12 protein-coding genes and 1 pseudogene are annotated in these 15,572 nt (G+C 61.1%); 4 read left to right on the top strand and 9 right to left on the bottom strand.

Annotation, left to right across the window (positions count from 1 at the left end; genetic code table 11):
* Nucleotides 1-23: 23 nt before the first annotated feature.
* The 4 genes from AC0L2K_RS02820 to AC0L2K_RS02805 form a co-directional block, all read right to left on the bottom strand.
* Nucleotides 24-2,486: a glycogen/starch/alpha-glucan phosphorylase gene (locus AC0L2K_RS02820; RefSeq protein WP_128245167.1), complete on the bottom strand. Its 2,463-nt coding sequence runs from the start codon at nucleotides 2,484-2,486 to the stop codon at nucleotides 24-26.
* A 187-nt stretch (nucleotides 2,487-2,673) separates the two neighbouring features.
* Nucleotides 2,674-3,456, bottom strand: coding sequence for an ATP-binding cassette domain-containing protein (locus AC0L2K_RS02815; protein ID WP_023802796.1), 783 nt, complete (start codon nucleotides 3,454-3,456; stop codon nucleotides 2,674-2,676).
* A 2-nt stretch (nucleotides 3,457-3,458) separates the two neighbouring features.
* Nucleotides 3,459-4,523, bottom strand: a complete 1,065-nt coding sequence (locus tag AC0L2K_RS02810) for an ABC transporter permease (protein ID WP_128167623.1) — start codon at nucleotides 4,521-4,523, stop codon at nucleotides 3,459-3,461.
* 157 nt (nucleotides 4,524-4,680) lie between these two features.
* Complete coding sequence (locus AC0L2K_RS02805) at nucleotides 4,681-5,658, bottom strand: sugar ABC transporter substrate-binding protein (RefSeq protein WP_236388945.1); 978 nt, start codon at nucleotides 5,656-5,658, stop codon at nucleotides 4,681-4,683.
* A 267-nt stretch (nucleotides 5,659-5,925) separates the two neighbouring features.
* Here AC0L2K_RS02805 and AC0L2K_RS02800 point away from each other — a divergent pair, with 267 nt between their 5' ends.
* From AC0L2K_RS02800 to AC0L2K_RS02785, 4 genes are all read left to right on the top strand, one after another.
* Complete coding sequence (locus tag AC0L2K_RS02800) at nucleotides 5,926-7,152, top strand: ROK family transcriptional regulator (protein ID WP_128172084.1); 1,227 nt, start codon at nucleotides 5,926-5,928, stop codon at nucleotides 7,150-7,152.
* A 3-nt stretch (nucleotides 7,153-7,155) separates the two neighbouring features.
* Nucleotides 7,156-7,602 carry an RbsD/FucU family protein gene (locus AC0L2K_RS02795; RefSeq protein WP_473530556.1) on the top strand — a complete coding sequence of 149 codons (447 nt, stop codon included), beginning with the start codon at nucleotides 7,156-7,158 and terminating at the stop codon, nucleotides 7,600-7,602.
* The gene (locus AC0L2K_RS02790; RefSeq protein ID WP_128167626.1) at nucleotides 7,599-8,522 is read left to right on the top strand and encodes a carbohydrate kinase family protein; all 924 of its coding nucleotides are present in this window, start codon (nucleotides 7,599-7,601) and stop codon (nucleotides 8,520-8,522) included. The genes AC0L2K_RS02795 and AC0L2K_RS02790 overlap by 4 nt, the downstream gene beginning before the upstream one ends.
* Before the next feature lie 255 nt (nucleotides 8,523-8,777).
* Entirely contained in the window at nucleotides 8,778-9,920 is a 1,143-nt protein-coding gene (locus tag AC0L2K_RS02785; protein ID WP_128167627.1) for a DegT/DnrJ/EryC1/StrS family aminotransferase, read from the top strand.
* 29 nt (nucleotides 9,921-9,949) lie between these two features.
* On the opposite strand, the gene cysQ is transcribed toward AC0L2K_RS02785, so the two are convergent.
* From cysQ to AC0L2K_RS02760, 5 genes and pseudogenes are all read right to left on the bottom strand, one after another.
* Nucleotides 9,950-10,735, bottom strand: a complete 786-nt coding sequence (gene cysQ, locus AC0L2K_RS02780; RefSeq protein ID WP_287172770.1) for a 3'(2'),5'-bisphosphate nucleotidase CysQ — start codon at nucleotides 10,733-10,735, stop codon at nucleotides 9,950-9,952.
* Nucleotides 10,736-10,745: 10 nt separating this feature from the next.
* Entirely contained in the window at nucleotides 10,746-12,683 is a 1,938-nt protein-coding gene (gene cysN, locus AC0L2K_RS02775) for a sulfate adenylyltransferase subunit CysN (RefSeq protein WP_287172735.1), read from the bottom strand.
* Nucleotides 12,684-12,685: 2 nt separating this feature from the next.
* The gene (gene cysD, locus AC0L2K_RS02770; protein ID WP_128172081.1) at nucleotides 12,686-13,591 is read right to left on the bottom strand and encodes a sulfate adenylyltransferase subunit CysD; all 906 of its coding nucleotides are present in this window, start codon (nucleotides 13,589-13,591) and stop codon (nucleotides 12,686-12,688) included.
* 236 nt (nucleotides 13,592-13,827) lie between these two features.
* Nucleotides 13,828-15,141: an O-antigen ligase family protein gene (locus AC0L2K_RS02765; protein ID WP_128167631.1), complete on the bottom strand. Its 1,314-nt coding sequence runs from the start codon at nucleotides 15,139-15,141 to the stop codon at nucleotides 13,828-13,830.
* Nucleotides 15,138-15,572: pseudogene (locus AC0L2K_RS02760) on the bottom strand (tetratricopeptide repeat protein); the annotation flags it as partial. The pseudogene AC0L2K_RS02760 and the gene AC0L2K_RS02765, both read right to left, overlap by 4 nt.

The following is a 15,572-nucleotide window of genomic DNA, read 5'->3' as shown; positions in this document are numbered from 1 at the left end:
GTTCGTGGCCTCATGCAATCATATCAAACGGGCACGTTCCAGATTTCTTTCGCATATTGGCGGATCGTGCGATCGGACGAGAACCAGCCGACGCGGGCGACATTGCGAATTGCCCTGGCGTACCAATCCGGGCTGTCGCGCCAGACGGCGTCGACATCGCGCTGGGTTGAGGCGTAGGCATCGAAATCCGCGGCGACCATGAACCAGTCGCTCTGATAGAGGCCGTTCATCAGGTCGCGATAGCGTTCCGGATCGTCAGGCGAAAAGACGCCCGTCGAAACGGCAGCCACGGCCTGCGCCAGTTCGGGAGAGGCTTCGATCACCGATCGCGGATCGTAGCCGTTGCTGCGCCGCTCGGCGACCTCTTCGGTGGTCAGGCCGAAAATGAAGATGTTGTCGTCGCCGACGCATTCCTTGATCTCGACATTGGCGCCGTCGAGCGTGCCGATGGTCAGCGCACCGTTCAGCGCGAATTTCATGTTGCCGGTGCCGGAGGCTTCCATCCCGGCGGTCGATATCTGCTCCGAAAGATCGGCGGCCGGCATCATGATCTCGGCCAGGCTGACATTGTAGTTCGGCACGAACACCACTTTGAGCAAGCCGCGAACGGCGGGGTCGCGGTTGATGACTTTGGCGACGTCGTTGGCGAGTTTGATGATCAGCTTGGCATTGTGATAGCTGGGCGCCGCCTTGCCGCCGAAGAACTTGACGCGTGGCATCCAGTTGCGCTCGGGATGGGAGCGGATCTGGTCGTAGAGGGCGACTGTTTCGAGGATGTTCAGGAGCTGGCGCTTGTATTCGTGGATGCGCTTGATCTGGATGTCGAACAGCGCCGAGGGATCGATCCTGATGCCGAGGCGGTCGGCGACGAGATTGGCGAGCTTGGCCTTGTTCGCCCGCTTGACTGCCGCGAACTTGTCGCGGAATGCGGCGTCGTCGGCAAAGGCATCGAGCTCCTTGATCGCGTCTATATCGTCGAGGAAGCGGTCGCCGATCGCCTCGCGGGTGAGCGCGGTGAGGTCGGGATTGCACTGGATCAGCCAGCGCCGCGGCGTGATGCCGTTGGTCTTGTTGTTGATGCGGTCGGGGTAGAGCCGGTGGAGCTCGGCAAACACCGTTTCCTTCATCAGCTCGGTGTGAAGGGCAGAGACGCCGTTGATCGAGTGCGAGCCGACAAACGCCAGATTGCCCATGCGCACCCGGCGCTCGCCGTTTTCCTGTATCAGCGAGATCCGGCTGATCTGCTCGTCAGAAAACTGATCGGAGGCGCGCGCCTCCAGCAGCACTTCGGCGTTGATGGCGTAGACGATCTGCATATGGCGCGGCAACAGCCGCTCGAACAGCGGCACCGGCCAGCTTTCGAGCGCCTCTGGAAGCAGCGTGTGGTTGGTGTAGCCGAAAGTGCGCTTGGTGATGCTCCAGGCCTGATCGAAATCCATGCCGTGGACATCCATCAACAGGCGCATCAGCTCGGGCACGGCGATGGCCGGATGGGTGTCGTTCAGATGGATCGCCGCCTTGTCGGGCAGCGACTGCAGGTCGCCATACTGGCTGAGATGACGCTGAATGATATCCTGCAACGATGCGGTGGAAAAAAAATACTCTTGCCTGAGCCGCAGCTCCTGACCGGCCTTGTGGGAATCGGCAGGGTAAAGGACACGCGACAAGGCATCGGCCTTGTTGCTTTCGGCGAGCGCACCGATGTGGTCGCCGGCGTTGAACTTGTCGAGCAGGATCGGATCGATCGGCATGCCGGACCAGAGCCGCAGCGTGTTGACGCGGTTGGCCCGCCAGCCAACCACCGGCGTATCGTAGGCAACCGCCAGAACATGTTCGATCGGCTTCCAGACGTGGCGCTCAAGCCCGCCGTCCTTGGAGGTGATCGATTCCACCGAGCCGCCGAAACCGACCTCGAATGAGCGTTCGCGCCGCTCGAACTCCCAGGGGTTGCCGTGATCGAGCCAGGTCTCGGGCAGCTCAACCTGCCAGCCGCCATGGATTTCCTGCCGGAACATGCCATTGGCGTAGCGAATGCCATAGCCATGCGCGGGAATGTCGACGGTTGCCATGCTTTCCATGAAGCAGGCGGCGAGCCGGCCGAGACCGCCATTGCCAAGCGCTGCATCTGGTTCGAGGGCCGCGATGAGGTCGAGGTCGACGCCGAGAGACCGCAGCGCTTCGCGCATATTGTCCATCAGGCCGAGATTGGAGAAGGCGTCGCGCATCAGGCGGCCGATGAGGAATTCCAGTGACAGGTAATAGACGCGCTTTTCCTGATGGGCGTAGGCCTCTTGCGTGGCCTGCATCCAATGATCGACGATATGGTCGCGCACGACCTTTATTGAGGCGGTGAGCCAATCGTATTGCGTCGCGACGCTGGTCCCCTTGCCGAGCCTGTATTTGAGGGCCTTCAAGACTTCGTCGGCAAGCGCGCTGGGATCGGAGTTTTCGAGAATGGGAGCTTTGGATGTCATCGCGCGCGTCATGCTGCCTCTCGTGCGGTTGCCATGATCATACCGGCTTTCACCATTCCTCCCAGTCCATGCTAGCGCATATTGTTAAGCGTTCAATCGAGTTAGATTGCCGCGGGGAAGCTTACCCTGCGGCAGTTTAGCAACTTAAAGTGCGTCGCGTTTGGGCCTCTGCGAGGCACCTTGCTTTGGGCGACATGCATCAGGCCGCCAGTGCCGCCTCCGGCGGAAGCTTCGCTCCGGTCATGAAGGCGACGGCGTCAGACATCGTATATTGCTTGGGATCGATGACACAGAGGCGACGGCCCAGCCGATGGATGTGAATGCGGTCGGCCACCTCGAAGACATGCGGCATGTTGTGGGAGATCAGCACGATCGGCAGGCCGCGCTTCTTCACGTCGAGGATCAGTTCGAGCACGCGGCGGCTCTCCTTGACGCCTAACGCCGCCGTCGGCTCATCCATGATGACCATCTTCGAGCCGAAGGCGGCGGCGCGCGCCACCGCCACGCCCTGGCGTTGGCCGCCCGAGAGCGTTTCCACGGCCTGGCTGATGTTCTGGATGGTCATCAGGCCAAGTTCGGTGAGCTTGTCGCGGGCGCGCTTTTCCATTGCCGGGCGGTCGAGCATGCGCAGCCAGTCGCCCAGAAAACCCGGTTTGCGGATCTCGCGACCGAGGAACATGTTGTCGGCGATCGACAGCGCCGGCGACAGCGCCAGGTTCTGGTAGACGGTTTCGATGCCGGCTTCGCGGGCTTCGATGGGCGACTTGAAGAGCACCTGCTTGCCGTCCAACTCGATGATCCCCTCGTCCGGGACAACGGCGCCCGAGATCGCCTTGATCAGCGTCGACTTGCCGGCTCCATTGTCGCCGATCACGGCCAGGATCTCTCCCGGATAGAGATCGAAGTCGCAGCTGTTCAGTGCGGTGACGCGGCCGTAGCGCTTGACGAGGCCGCGCGCGGTGAGGATGGGCTCCTGGGTCATGGTTACACCGAAACCTTTCTGATCCACTGGTCGATCGCCACGGCGCCGATGATCAGCACACCGGTGAGCAGCACTTTCCATTGCGGATCGGCGCCCAGCATGTTGAGGCCCATCGAAACGACGCCGACGATCATCGCGCCGAACAGCGTGCCCAGAATAGAGCCGCGCCCGCCGAAGAGGGAAATGCCGCCGATCACCGTCGCGGTGATCGCCTGCAAATTGTAGTCGGTGACGGCAGCGGACGGCGAGATCGAGCCGTTGCGGCCGATGGAGACCCAGGCAGCGAAAGCGGCGATCAGCCCGGCAAGCGTGTAGACCGAGATCAGCACCTTCTTGGTCTGGATGCCCGACAGCTTCGCTGCCTCCGGATCGTCGCCGACAGCGTAGACATGACGGCCCCATGCCGTGTGATTGAGCACGTACCACAAGAACAGCACCAGCACGACCATGGCAATGACGCCGAACGTCAGCACCGCCGTGCCGACCTTGAAGTTCAGGCCAAACAGATGCAGCAGCGGGGCCTGGGCGTCGACGTCGGCGTCACGGATCGTCTCATTGGCCGAATAGATGAAGTTCGTGGCCATGACGATGTTCCAGGTGCCGAGCGTGACGATGAAGGGCGGCAGCTTCATGTAGGCGACCAGCAGCCCGTTGAGCAGCCCGCAGGCCGCGCCGGCGGCAAGCCCGATCACCACGGCAAGCAAGGTCGGCAGGCCATAGGTGACCGCGCAATTGCCCATGATCACGGCCGAAATCACCATGATCACGCCGATTGAAAGGTCGATGCCGGCTGTCAGGATGACCAGCGTCTGCGCGGCGCCGAGAATACCGACGATGGCGATCTGCTGCAGGATCAGCGTCAGCGTGTAGGACGAAAAGAACCGTCCTCCGATCGTGACGCCAAAGACAGCGATCGACAGGACCAGCACGATCAGCGGCACCGCAGCCGGAGTGGAATGCAGGAAATGCTGGATGCGCTTGACGAGCGACGTGCCATGCTCGTCAAAAGCAGCAACGCTTGTCTCGCTGTTCGCGAGAGCCTTTTCGAATTCCTGAACCTGAGACATGTTTCCTCCCATGAGGCTTCAGCTACGCGCCGACGCCCGTCCAACCGTTCCCGATCTGCCGCCGGAATTGTTCGCGCTTGCGATTTCCGCATCGTCCACCCGAAGCGGCCGGGGATCAAGCCCTGGCCGCTTCGGTCTGTTGCCTGTCAGACCGGCATCAGCCCCAGCACTTGGCGAGGCCTTCCTTGGTGTCGATGGACTTCACGCCCTCCGCGGGCTTGTCGGTCACGAGGTTGACGCCGGTGTCGAAGAAATCCTTGCCTTCGGTCGGCTTGGGCTTCGTCCCGTCCTTGGCGTAAGCGGCGATCGCTTCGATGCCGAGTGCCGCCATCTGCAGCGGATATTGCTGTGATGTCGCACCGATCACGCCCTCGGCGACCGACTTCACGCCGGGGCAGCCGCCATCGACCGACACGATCAGCACATTGCCTTCGAGACCCACGGCCTTGAGCGCCTGGTAGGCGCCGACGGCTGCCGGCTCGTTGATGGTGTGGATGACGTTGATGCCAGGATCCTTCTGGAGGAGGTTCTCCATCGCCTTGCGGCCGCCTTCCTCGTTGCCGTTGGTGACGTCGTGGCCGACGATACGCGGATCATCCTCATCGCCGATCTTGTTGGGGTCCTTCACGTCGATACCGTAGCCCATCATGAAGCCCTGGTCGCGCAGGACGTCGACCGTCGGCTGCGAGGGCGTCAGGTCGAGGAAGCCGATCCTGGCATCCTTCGCCTTGTCGCCGAGCGTCGCTGCGGCCCAGGCACCAATCAGCTTGCCGGCCTCCAGATTGTCGGTCGCAAAGGTCGCGTCGGCGGCGTCGAGCGGATCAAGCGGCGTGTCCAGCGCGATCACCAGCAGACCGGCGTCACGTGCCTTCTTCACCGCCGGAACGATGCCCTTGGTATCCGACGCGGTGATCAGGATGCCCTTGGCGCCGTCGGCGATGCAGCTTTCGATCGCCGCCACCTGGCTCTCGCTGTCGCCATCGATCTTGCCGGCGTAGGCTTTGAGTTCGACGCCGAGTTCCTTGGCCTTGGCGCTCGCGCCTTCCTTCATCTTGACGAAGAACGGGTTGGTGTCGGTCTTGGTGATCAGGCAGGCGCCGACATCGGCGGCGGACGCAGCCGAGGTGAATGCCATCAGACCCAGTCCGGCCGCGGCAAAAACGGTGGATCTTAACAGTGCTGTCTTGGTCACGATTTTCCTCCCAGTGGGACCAGTTCGGATGCCGGCCAACCGGCATCGCATGAGCATCCAGCGACTTCTCCCAGCGTGGACGCTTGCCTCAAGAGAATACCAGACTGAGGGTCCTGTCAATAATTAAATCACTCTTATTTATTATTGACAGCGTGGCGTCGGTCACTCATTCTGGCCAAAAGCATTAAGGGAAACGACGGAGGAGAAGGGGTGGAGACCGGCATACCAAGGCACGGTTCGCCCGAGGCAGCCAAAAGCCGCATTCACCGCGGCACCAACCAGAGCGGCATGCGGGACCACAATGAGCGGCTGGTGCTGTCGCTGGTGCGTCAGCACGGCAGCCTGGCGAAGTCCGACATTGCGCGCATGACCGGACTTTCGGCCCAGACCGTTTCGGTCATCATGCGCGAGCTCGAGGAGGACAACCTTCTTGTCCGCCAGGCGCCGCTGCGCGGCAAGATCGGCCAACCTTCCATTCCGATGGCGCTCAATCCCGATGGCGCCTATTTCATCGGCCTGAAGATCGGCCGTCGTAGCGCCGAACTCGTTCTGATCGATTTTCTCGGCAATGTGCGTTCGATGCTGCAGCATTCCTACCGCTATCCGGCACCGCGCGAGACGGTCGAGTTCGTCACCTCCGGCATGAAGACGATGCGCGGCGAACTCACCCCGGCGCAGGACAAGCGCATTGCGGGACTTGGCATTGCCATGCCGTTCGAATTGTGGAGCTGGGCCGATACGGCAGGTGCGCCGCGCGACGTCATGGACGAATGGCGCCACCGAGACATCCGCGCCGACATCCAGGCACAGTGCGAATTCCCCGTCTACCTGCAAAATGACGCCACCTCTGCCTGCGGCGCCGAACTGGTGTTCGGCAAAGCGGGCACGGCACGCGACTTCGTCTATTTCTATATCGGTGCCTTTGCCGGCGGCGGCATCGTGCTGAACGGTCACCTTTTCGGCGGACCGACCGGCAATGCCGGCGCGCTGGGTTCGATGCCGGTGCCTGGACCGGACGGCAAGCCGACCCAATTGATTGACGTGGCGTCGATCGCCATGCTGGAAAAGGCACTCAACGCGCGCGGCGTCGAAGCCTCACATCTGTGGACGTCACCGGAGGATTGGGGCGAAATCGGCGTCGAGCTCGACGATTGGATCGCCTGCGCCTCGCAGGCGCTCGCCTATGCCATTGTGGCGGCGTCATCGGTTATCGATTTCGAGGCGGCGGTGATCGACGGATGGATGCCGAAGGCCGTGCGGCGCCGGCTCGTCGATGCCGTTATCGATGCTATCGGCAAGATCGACGGTGAAGGCCTGAAACTTCCGGCTGTGCGCGAGGGGACTGTCGGCATTCATGCACGTGCCCTGGGCGGTGCCAGCCTGCCGCTTTCCGAGCGCTTCCTCATCGGCTCGACCACGATTTCCAGGAGTGCCTGAGCGATGCTGATCGGAATCCCGGTGCTGCTCGGTCCACGGCTGCTGGCGACGCTGCGTGCCATGGGTCATGGCGACGAGATCGCCCTTGTCGACGGAAACTACCCGGCGAAAGAGCAGGCACACCGGCTCATCCGCGCCGACGGTCATCATCTTGCTCCGATGCTCGACGCCATCCTCAGCGTATTGCCTGTCGATGACGCGGTGCCGGAGGCGCTGTTTCGCGCCTCGGTCAAAGGTGATCCCCTGCTTGCCGATCCCGTTCATCACGAGATGGAGGCGATCTGCGCCGAGCGTGCTCCGGGCCGCAAGGTGGTTGCGCTTGCCGGCGCCGACTTCTATCAACGGGTCAGGTCCGCACACGCGATCGTCGCGACAAGCGAGCCGCGGCTCTACGCCAACATCATCATCCGCAAGGGTGTGATCTATCCGCCGGAGACCAGGAAATCATGATCCTCTGTTGCGGCGAAGCCCTGATCGACATGCTGCCACGCACCACGACTGAGGGCGAGCCGGCCTTTGCCCCTTATGTCGGCGGCGCGGTGTTCAACACGGCAATAGCGCTCGGCCGGCTGGGAGCGCCCGCCGGTTTCTTTTCCGGCCTGTCGACGGATCTGTTCGGCAGCCAGTTCAAGGACGCGCTGAGGGCAAGCCAAGTCAGTTCCACCTATGCGCACACATCGCCCCGGCCGACCACGCTCGCCTTCGTGCGGCTGGACAACGGCCAGGCGACCTACACGTTCTACGATGAAAACACAGCCGGACGGATGCTGACCATCGACGATCTGCCGAAACTCGGCAGCGAGATCGAAGCCATGCTGTTCGGTGCCATCAGCCTGATCTCGGAGCCGGCCGGATCCGCCTACGAGGAATTCATGCGGCGCGAGCGCAGCCGCCGCGTCATGATGCTCGACCCCAACATCCGGCCGAATTTCATAGCGGACAAGGCCAGGCATCTCAGGCGCATCCGCTCGATGATGGCCATGGCCGACATCGTGAAACTGTCGGACGAGGACCTCAACTGGTTCGGCGAAGCCGGCTCGCACGAGGACGTCGTCCGCAACTGGCTGGAGCGCGGCCCGACGCTGATCGTCGTCACCCATGGCAGCGAAGGCGCCATCGGCTACACCAGGGATCACAAGGTCACGGTCGTGCCGGACAAGGTCGAGGTGGTCGATACGGTAGGCGCCGGCGACACGTTCAACGCCGGCATCCTGGCCTCGCTGCACGAGCAAGGCCTGCTGTCGAAGGAGGCGATCGCCAATCTGTCGGACGATGCCATCCACAAGGCGCTGGCGCTTGGCGCCAAGGCTGCGGCGGTAACCGTGTCGCGGGCCGGCGCCAATCCGCCCTGGCGGCATGAAATCGCCTGATTGGACGGCGATGCGCTGAGGATGCGCTAAAACATCATCACTTTATGTTTCGCCCAGCCGAGCGCATGCGACACCAAGGCCGTGTCGTGCGCAACAAAGCCCCGGATTTCCGGCGTCTGATGGGAACGTGTCGGACTGAGAGGTAACAGGCTGCGACATTTCAGCAATTCGTCGATTGGTCCGTGCAGCTTTCTCGGCCGCGCCAACTCTGATACCAGCGGCCGGTTACCTGGCTAGTCCCGTTTTGAGGCCGACATGCAGTTCATCGATCTTGGCGCGCAGCGCGAACGAATCCGCGACAGACTGAAAGCTGCCATCGACCGCGTCGTCGACGAGGGTCGCTATATTCTCGGACCTGAGGTCACCGAATTCGAAAACAAGCTCGCTGCCTATGTAGGCACCAAGCATGTCGTAGCCTGCGCCAACGGGACCGACGCACTGCTGCTGCCGCTGTTTGCGGCCGGCATCGGTCCAGGTGACGCGGTGTTCGTGCCGAGCTTCACCTTCGCCGCCACAGCGGAAGTGGTGGCGCTGGCCAAGGCCGAGCCGGTTTTTGTCGATGTCGATCCGCAGACCTACAATATCGACATCGCCAGTCTCGAGGCGGCCATTGTCATGATCAAGGCGGAAGGCCGGCTGAAGCCAAGGGCGATCATACCCGTCGACCTGTTCGGGCTCGCCGCCGATTACGAGGCGATCATGGCCATCGCCAACCGCGAAGGGCTGATGGTGATCGAAGATGCCGCCCAGGCGATCGGCGGTTCGAGCGACGGCAAGATGCTGGGTTCGTTCGGCGCGGTCGGCTCGACCAGCTTCTACCCGGCAAAACCGCTCGGCTGTTATGGCGACGGCGGCGCGATGTTCACCAATGACGATGCGCTGGCCGAACAGCTCCGCTCGTTCGCCTTCCACGGCAAGGGCGAAACCCAATACGACAATGTCCGCGTCGGCATCAATTCGCGGCTCGACACTCTGCAGGCGGCGATCCTGATCGAGAAGCTGGCCATTCTTGAAGACGAGATGGTTGCCCGGCAAGCAGTCGCCAAACGGTATGCCGAAGGCCTCGGCGACATCGTCAAGGCAGCGCGCAACCTGGACGGCGGCCGTTCGGCCTGGGCGCAATATGCCATCGAGACGCCGAAGCGCGACGGGCTGAAGGCGCATCTCGGGGAAAAAGGCATCCCGTCGGTGATCTATTATGTGAAGCCGCTGCACAGCCAGATCGCCTACCGCGACTATCCGCGCACGCCGACAGGTCTTGCCGTTTCTGAGGAGTTGCCGAAGCGTATCCTGTGCCTGCCCATGCATCCCTATCTGAGCGAGGCCGACCAGGACCGGATCATCGAGACGATCCGCAATTATATCGGCTCGAATTCGGCGCAAATCGCCGCCGCGTAGGCGCGCGATCTCCCCCCTTGAGGGGGAGATTACTGGCCCGCGCTCTTCCCGCTGGCGATGAAATGCGGATTGGCAAAATCCACGTCATCGCTCTGGTTGCGCTTGCCGTAGGCCAGCGGCTGACCATCGAGCGAGCGCGTCATCCCGCCTGCGGCGCGCAGCACCGCGTCACCCGCCGCGGTGTCCCATTCCATGGTGCGGCCGAAGCGCGGATAGACGTCGGCCTCGGCGCTGGCGACAAGACAGAATTTCAGCGACGAGCCGACCGAGACGATCTCGGCAGCGCCCACCGTGCGGATATAGGCTTCGGTCTCTGGCGTATTGTGGGACCGGCTGGCGACGACGGTCAGTGGCGCCACGCCCGTTCTGGCCGAAATCGGCCGACGGCCGATGATCTGGTAATCGCCATTGACATCGATTGCTTCCGCCCTGCCCGGCCGGCCGGAAAAGAAGCGTCCGGTGCATGGCGCAAAGACCACACCGATCTCCGGCACGCCGTGGCGAACGAGCGCGATGTTGACGGTGAAGTCGGTCCTGCGGTTGACGAATTCCTTGGTGCCGTCCAGTGGGTCCACCAGGAAGAAGGCGTCGTCGAGGTCCGGCGGCACGATGCCGGCCGATGCCTCTTCCTCAGCCACGCAAGGGATGTCGGGTAAGGCGGCGCGCAGCCCGGCGAGAATGATCTTTTCGCTCTCGCGATCGGCTTCGGTCACGGGCGAGGCGTCTGATTTCTGGTCGACCGCGCAGCCGGCATCAAAAACACGCATCACCTCTCGCCCCGCCGCCAGGGCAAGGCGCTCGAACACCCCGAGCATCGATTCGTCGTCAGATGCCGCCGCCGCTATCGTATTGGTTTTCGGCAATGTCGCGCTCGTTCAGCCAGAGTTCCAGGGCCTCTACCATCTCCTCGGCCGACTTGCCGAGTGTCTTGAGATGGATTTCGGGATTTTCCGGGGCTTCATACGGTGAATCGACGCCGGTGAAATTCTTGATTTCGCCGTTCAACGCCCGCGCATAGAGGCCCTTCGGATCGCGTCTGGCGCATTCCTCAAAGGGTGTGTCGACAAACACCTCGACGAATTCACCGCTGGCCATCAATTCCCTCGCCATGCGCCTTTCGGCGCTGAATGGCGAAATGAAGGAAACAATGACGATCAGCCCGGCATCGGCCATCAGGCGCGCCACTTCGGCCACGCGGCGAATGTTTTCGACGCGGTCGGCGTCGGTGAAGCCAAGATCACGATTGAGCCCGTGGCGGACATTGTCGCCATCCAGGATGTAGGTGTGGCGGCCGGTGGCGAACAGCTTCTTCTCGAAAAGGTTGGCGATGGTCGACTTGCCCGACCCAGAGAGCCCGGTGAACCAGAACACGGCGGGCCGCTGGTTCTTCAGGTCGGCGCGGCCGTGCTTGCCGACATCGAGCGATTGCCAGTGGATGTTCTCGGCGCGGCGCAGCGAATGCAGGATCATGCCGGCGCCGACCGTGGCGTTGGTGATGCGGTCGATCAGGATGAAGGCGCCGGTCGTGCGGTTCTCGGCGAACGTATCAAAGGCGATCGGCGCCCGCGTCGAGATGTTGCAAATGCCGACCTCGTTCATTTCGAGCGACTTGGCCGCCTCATGGGCAAAATCGTTGACGTTGACGCGGTATTTCAGGTCGGTGACGGTAGCGCTGGTCTGATCGGTCTCGGTCCGCAGGATATAGGAGCGGCCCGGCAGCAGCGCGTGCTCGTCGAACCAGACGATGTTGGCGGCGAACTGGTCGGCGACCTGCGGCCGCGCCGCCGGCGACACCAGCATGTTACCGCGCGAGACCTCGACCTCGTCGTCGAGAACTAGGGTGATGGCCTGGCCGGCCACCGCCTGGCTCAGATCGCCGCCATGCGAGACAATGCGCCTGACATGAGCGGACTTGCCGGATTTGGCGACAACGACCTCGTCGCCTGGTGAGATGGAGCCGGACGCAATCGTGCCGGCAAAACCGCGAAAATCGAGATTGGGGCGGTTCACATACTGCACCGGAAAACGGAACGGCAGTTCGACAACGGCTTCATCGACTGACACGGCTTCCAGATGTTCGATCAGCGTCGGCCCGGAATACCACATCGTCTTATCCGAGCGGCTGGTGACGTTGTCGCCGTAACGGGCTGACATCGGGATGGGCACAATCGTCTCGAAGCCAAGCTTGTGCGAAAATTGCCGATAGTCCTCGATGATCCGTTCGAACACCGCCTTGTCGAAGCCGACGAGATCGATCTTGTTGACGGCGAGCACAATGTGCCGGATACCGAGCAGCGAGGCGATGATCGAGTGGCGCCTTGTCTGGCGCAGCACGCCCTGCCGGGCGTCGATCAGAACGATGGCCAGATCGGCGGTCGACGCGCCCGTCGCCATGTTGCGCGTGTATTGTTCGTGGCCGGGTGTGTCGGCAACGATGAATTTGCGTTTTGGCGTGGCGAAAAAGCGATAGGCGACATCAATGGTGATGCCCTGCTCGCGCTCGGCCTCGAGGCCATCTACCAGCAGCGCGAAGTCGACGTCGTCGCCCGTCGTCCCGTGCTTGCGCGAATCACGCTCGAGCGCGGCAAGCTGGTCCTCGAAAATCTGCTTGGTGTCCGAAAGCAGGCGCCCGATCAACGTCGACTTGCCGTCGTCCACGGAACCGCAGGTCAGGAAGCGCAGCAGCGATTTTTGTTCCTGCACCGCCAGATAGTCGCGAATGCCGTCGGTGGGGGCGAGGCTCTTGGCCGTGATGTGGCGCATGCTCAGAAATACCCCTCGCGCTTCTTCTTTTCCATCGAGCCTGCTTCATCACGGTCGATCAGGCGGCCCTGCCGTTCCGAGGTGCGCGCCGTGAGCATTTCGCCGACAATGGCCTCCAGCGTGTCGGCGGCCGATTCGATCGCGCCGGTCAGCGGATAGCAGCCGAGCGTGCGGAACCGCACCAGCCGGTTCTCCACCGTCTCGCCGGGACGCAACTGCATGCGGTCGTCATCCCTCAGAATGAGCATGCCGTCACGTTCTACGACCGGCCGCTGCTTGGCAAAATAGAGCGGCACGATCGGGATGTCTTCCTGGAGGATGTACTGCCAGATGTCGAGTTCGGTCCAGTTCGACAACGGAAAGACCCGGATCGATTCACCGGTCGCGATGCGGGTGTTGAATATCTTCCACATCTCCGGCCGCTGGTTCTTCGGATCCCAGACGTGCTGGGCATTGCGGAAAGAGAAGATCCGCTCCTTGGCGCGCGATTTCTCCTCGTCGCGTCGCGCCCCGCCGAAGGCTGCATCGAAGCCGTATTTGTCGAGCGCCTGGCGCAGCGCCACGGTCTTCATCACATGCGTATGGGTGTTGGAGCCATGGTCGAAGGGATTGATATTATCGCGCACACCATCGCCGTTGACATGGACCAGGAGATCGAAGCCGAGCTTTTGCGCCATCTGATCGCGAAAGGCGATCATCTCGCGGAATTTCCAGGTCGTGTCGACGTGGAGAAAGGGAAAGGGCGGCTTGGCCGGATAAAACGCCTTCATCGCAAGATGCATCAGCACGGAGGAATCCTTGCCGACCGAATAGAGCATGACCGGCTTGGCGAAGGTCGCCGCAACCTCGCGAAAGATATGGATGGATTCGGCTTCAAGCCGCTGCAGATGCGTAAGCGCGATGTTCATGGACTTTAAGCGTTCTCTCGTGCCGGCCGGATCTTGCATCGATGCATCAGGCGCAATTTTTCAGCGGCCCGGATCAAGCTTCACTTCTGGTTTTCGTGCAGGCGTTCTAGCAGATCGCCATTATCTATAACAATGCAAGACAGACCTGCGCTGGAGTGGTTCGAGAATGAATTTTCCACGCAGGGACCAGAACCCGGAAATTCCTGCCCAGATCGCAGGGCCGTCGCCAAGAGGCGCTAGGACGGCGTTCCGATGGGAACAAGTAATTTTTCACCGTTGTGGTCGATCTCGATCAATTCACTCTTCTGGCGGGCTGCAAATCCTTTGTGGAAGATAATAGCGTTCATAAAGGCAAACGTCATTGCAAGCGCCTCGGTCCGCAACGGATAATCGACGAGTGAATGAATGAGAAGAAAAAACACGGAGAGAAACGCCGCCTTTTGAAGGGGATCGCGACGAACTCTAGCAAGCGCCATGAAAAGAATCACGAAATAAAGCGCCATCAATAGAACAGCAAGAACTCCGCCTTCGAATGCGATTTCAAGATACTCGTTGTGAGCATGATTTACATATTGCCTGAAAATCATCCCTTCCTTTTCATATATCTGGTAGGCCTTTTGAAAATTTCCAAACCCAACGCCGGTTGCCCAATTCTCTTTGATCCCCTCAATGGTGGTGCGAGCAATCTCTCCTCGCCCGAAATCCGGGTCAATCGCTTCGGCCTCGATCTTCGTCCATGCGCCTATCGTAAACACTGAAAGTGCTATGAAAACGGCAACGATGCTGAGTCCACTCACCCTGGAACGCGTTGAAAGAAAGACTATGGACAGCACGGTGATCGCTAATCCGATCAGAACGCCGGCACGCGAACCGACAGCCAAAAGGAGCAGCAAAAGCGTGGCCAGCCCGAGCGATCCCGACAAAAGATGTCCTCGGAACAGACCATAATAAACGACGATGGGGATAGACACGAAAAGCAATGCTGCAAAATGATTCTCGTTGGCAAAAAGCCCGGCATTTATCGTGAACGGCAACAATCCCTTTATGGCAATGTCGTCCGAGAGCGAATATTGAATCGCGCCCGCTAAGCCGTTGCAGATAACACCCATAAAAAAGAACGGCAGAAGCGCAGGGACTTGCTCGGCACGCAAACGCAAAACGCTCAAAAAAAACGCCGCCAACGCTACCAGAAACAACAGACATTCGATCGTCCGTCCAACGCCGACACTGACGAAACGAAATTGGGATTCCCCTACAAGCTCGGAGTCTGCGAGCAGCAGTTCCGGTCGCAATCCGCTGAATATCGCCGCAGGCAACGGAATGATCTGCAGAACTGCCAGCGCCACAGCGAAGATAAGCAGCCACAGAACAGAATGGGGGGTCCTTTGGCCAGAGGCCTGTGAAAAGACCGCCGCTGCCGAGACAATTGCCGCAACCTCGATCAGCGTGTCCGTGTAAAGCCCGCTTGCAGTGCCGCCGCCGATCAGCAGCGCTATAAACAGAACCGATCCGAGGAGATATTTATCCCATTCCGATGGCCGGTCGCTCAAGATGAAAGTCTCTCGATGCTCAATTTGTGCATTACCAATGTGCCGACATAGCGAAAGCGCCAGCTCTCGGCAATGGCGGCAGTTTCCAGCTTCAATAATTGCATGGGGCACCCAGTCGGCCCAACCGAAAACTCCTGACTGAGCGCCTGGCGATTGTATGTACCGTCCGGTATATGGAACCGCGCTATTTCGCCAGCAGGCCCCACACACCTGATCGACCAGAACAACTCCTTTGGAAGCTTCAGGTTTCTTGCAGACGCAGCCAGAGAAACCTTGTAGGAGCCAGGAGGCAGTTGGATATACTGCTGAAGCGCTGCGTTCTTGACCGGCGTATTCAGGAAGCGGACCGTCGCCCCCCCCTCACCTTCAACCGCATTTTGAGCCGTTGCAAGCGTAACTTCGAGACCCGACTGATCGCCGACCTGCCAATC

The organism is Mesorhizobium sp. WSM4817 (assembly GCF_055811135.1).
The sequence above is the reverse complement of the archived record's forward strand: the minus strand, read 5'-3'. Positions and strand labels throughout refer to the sequence as shown.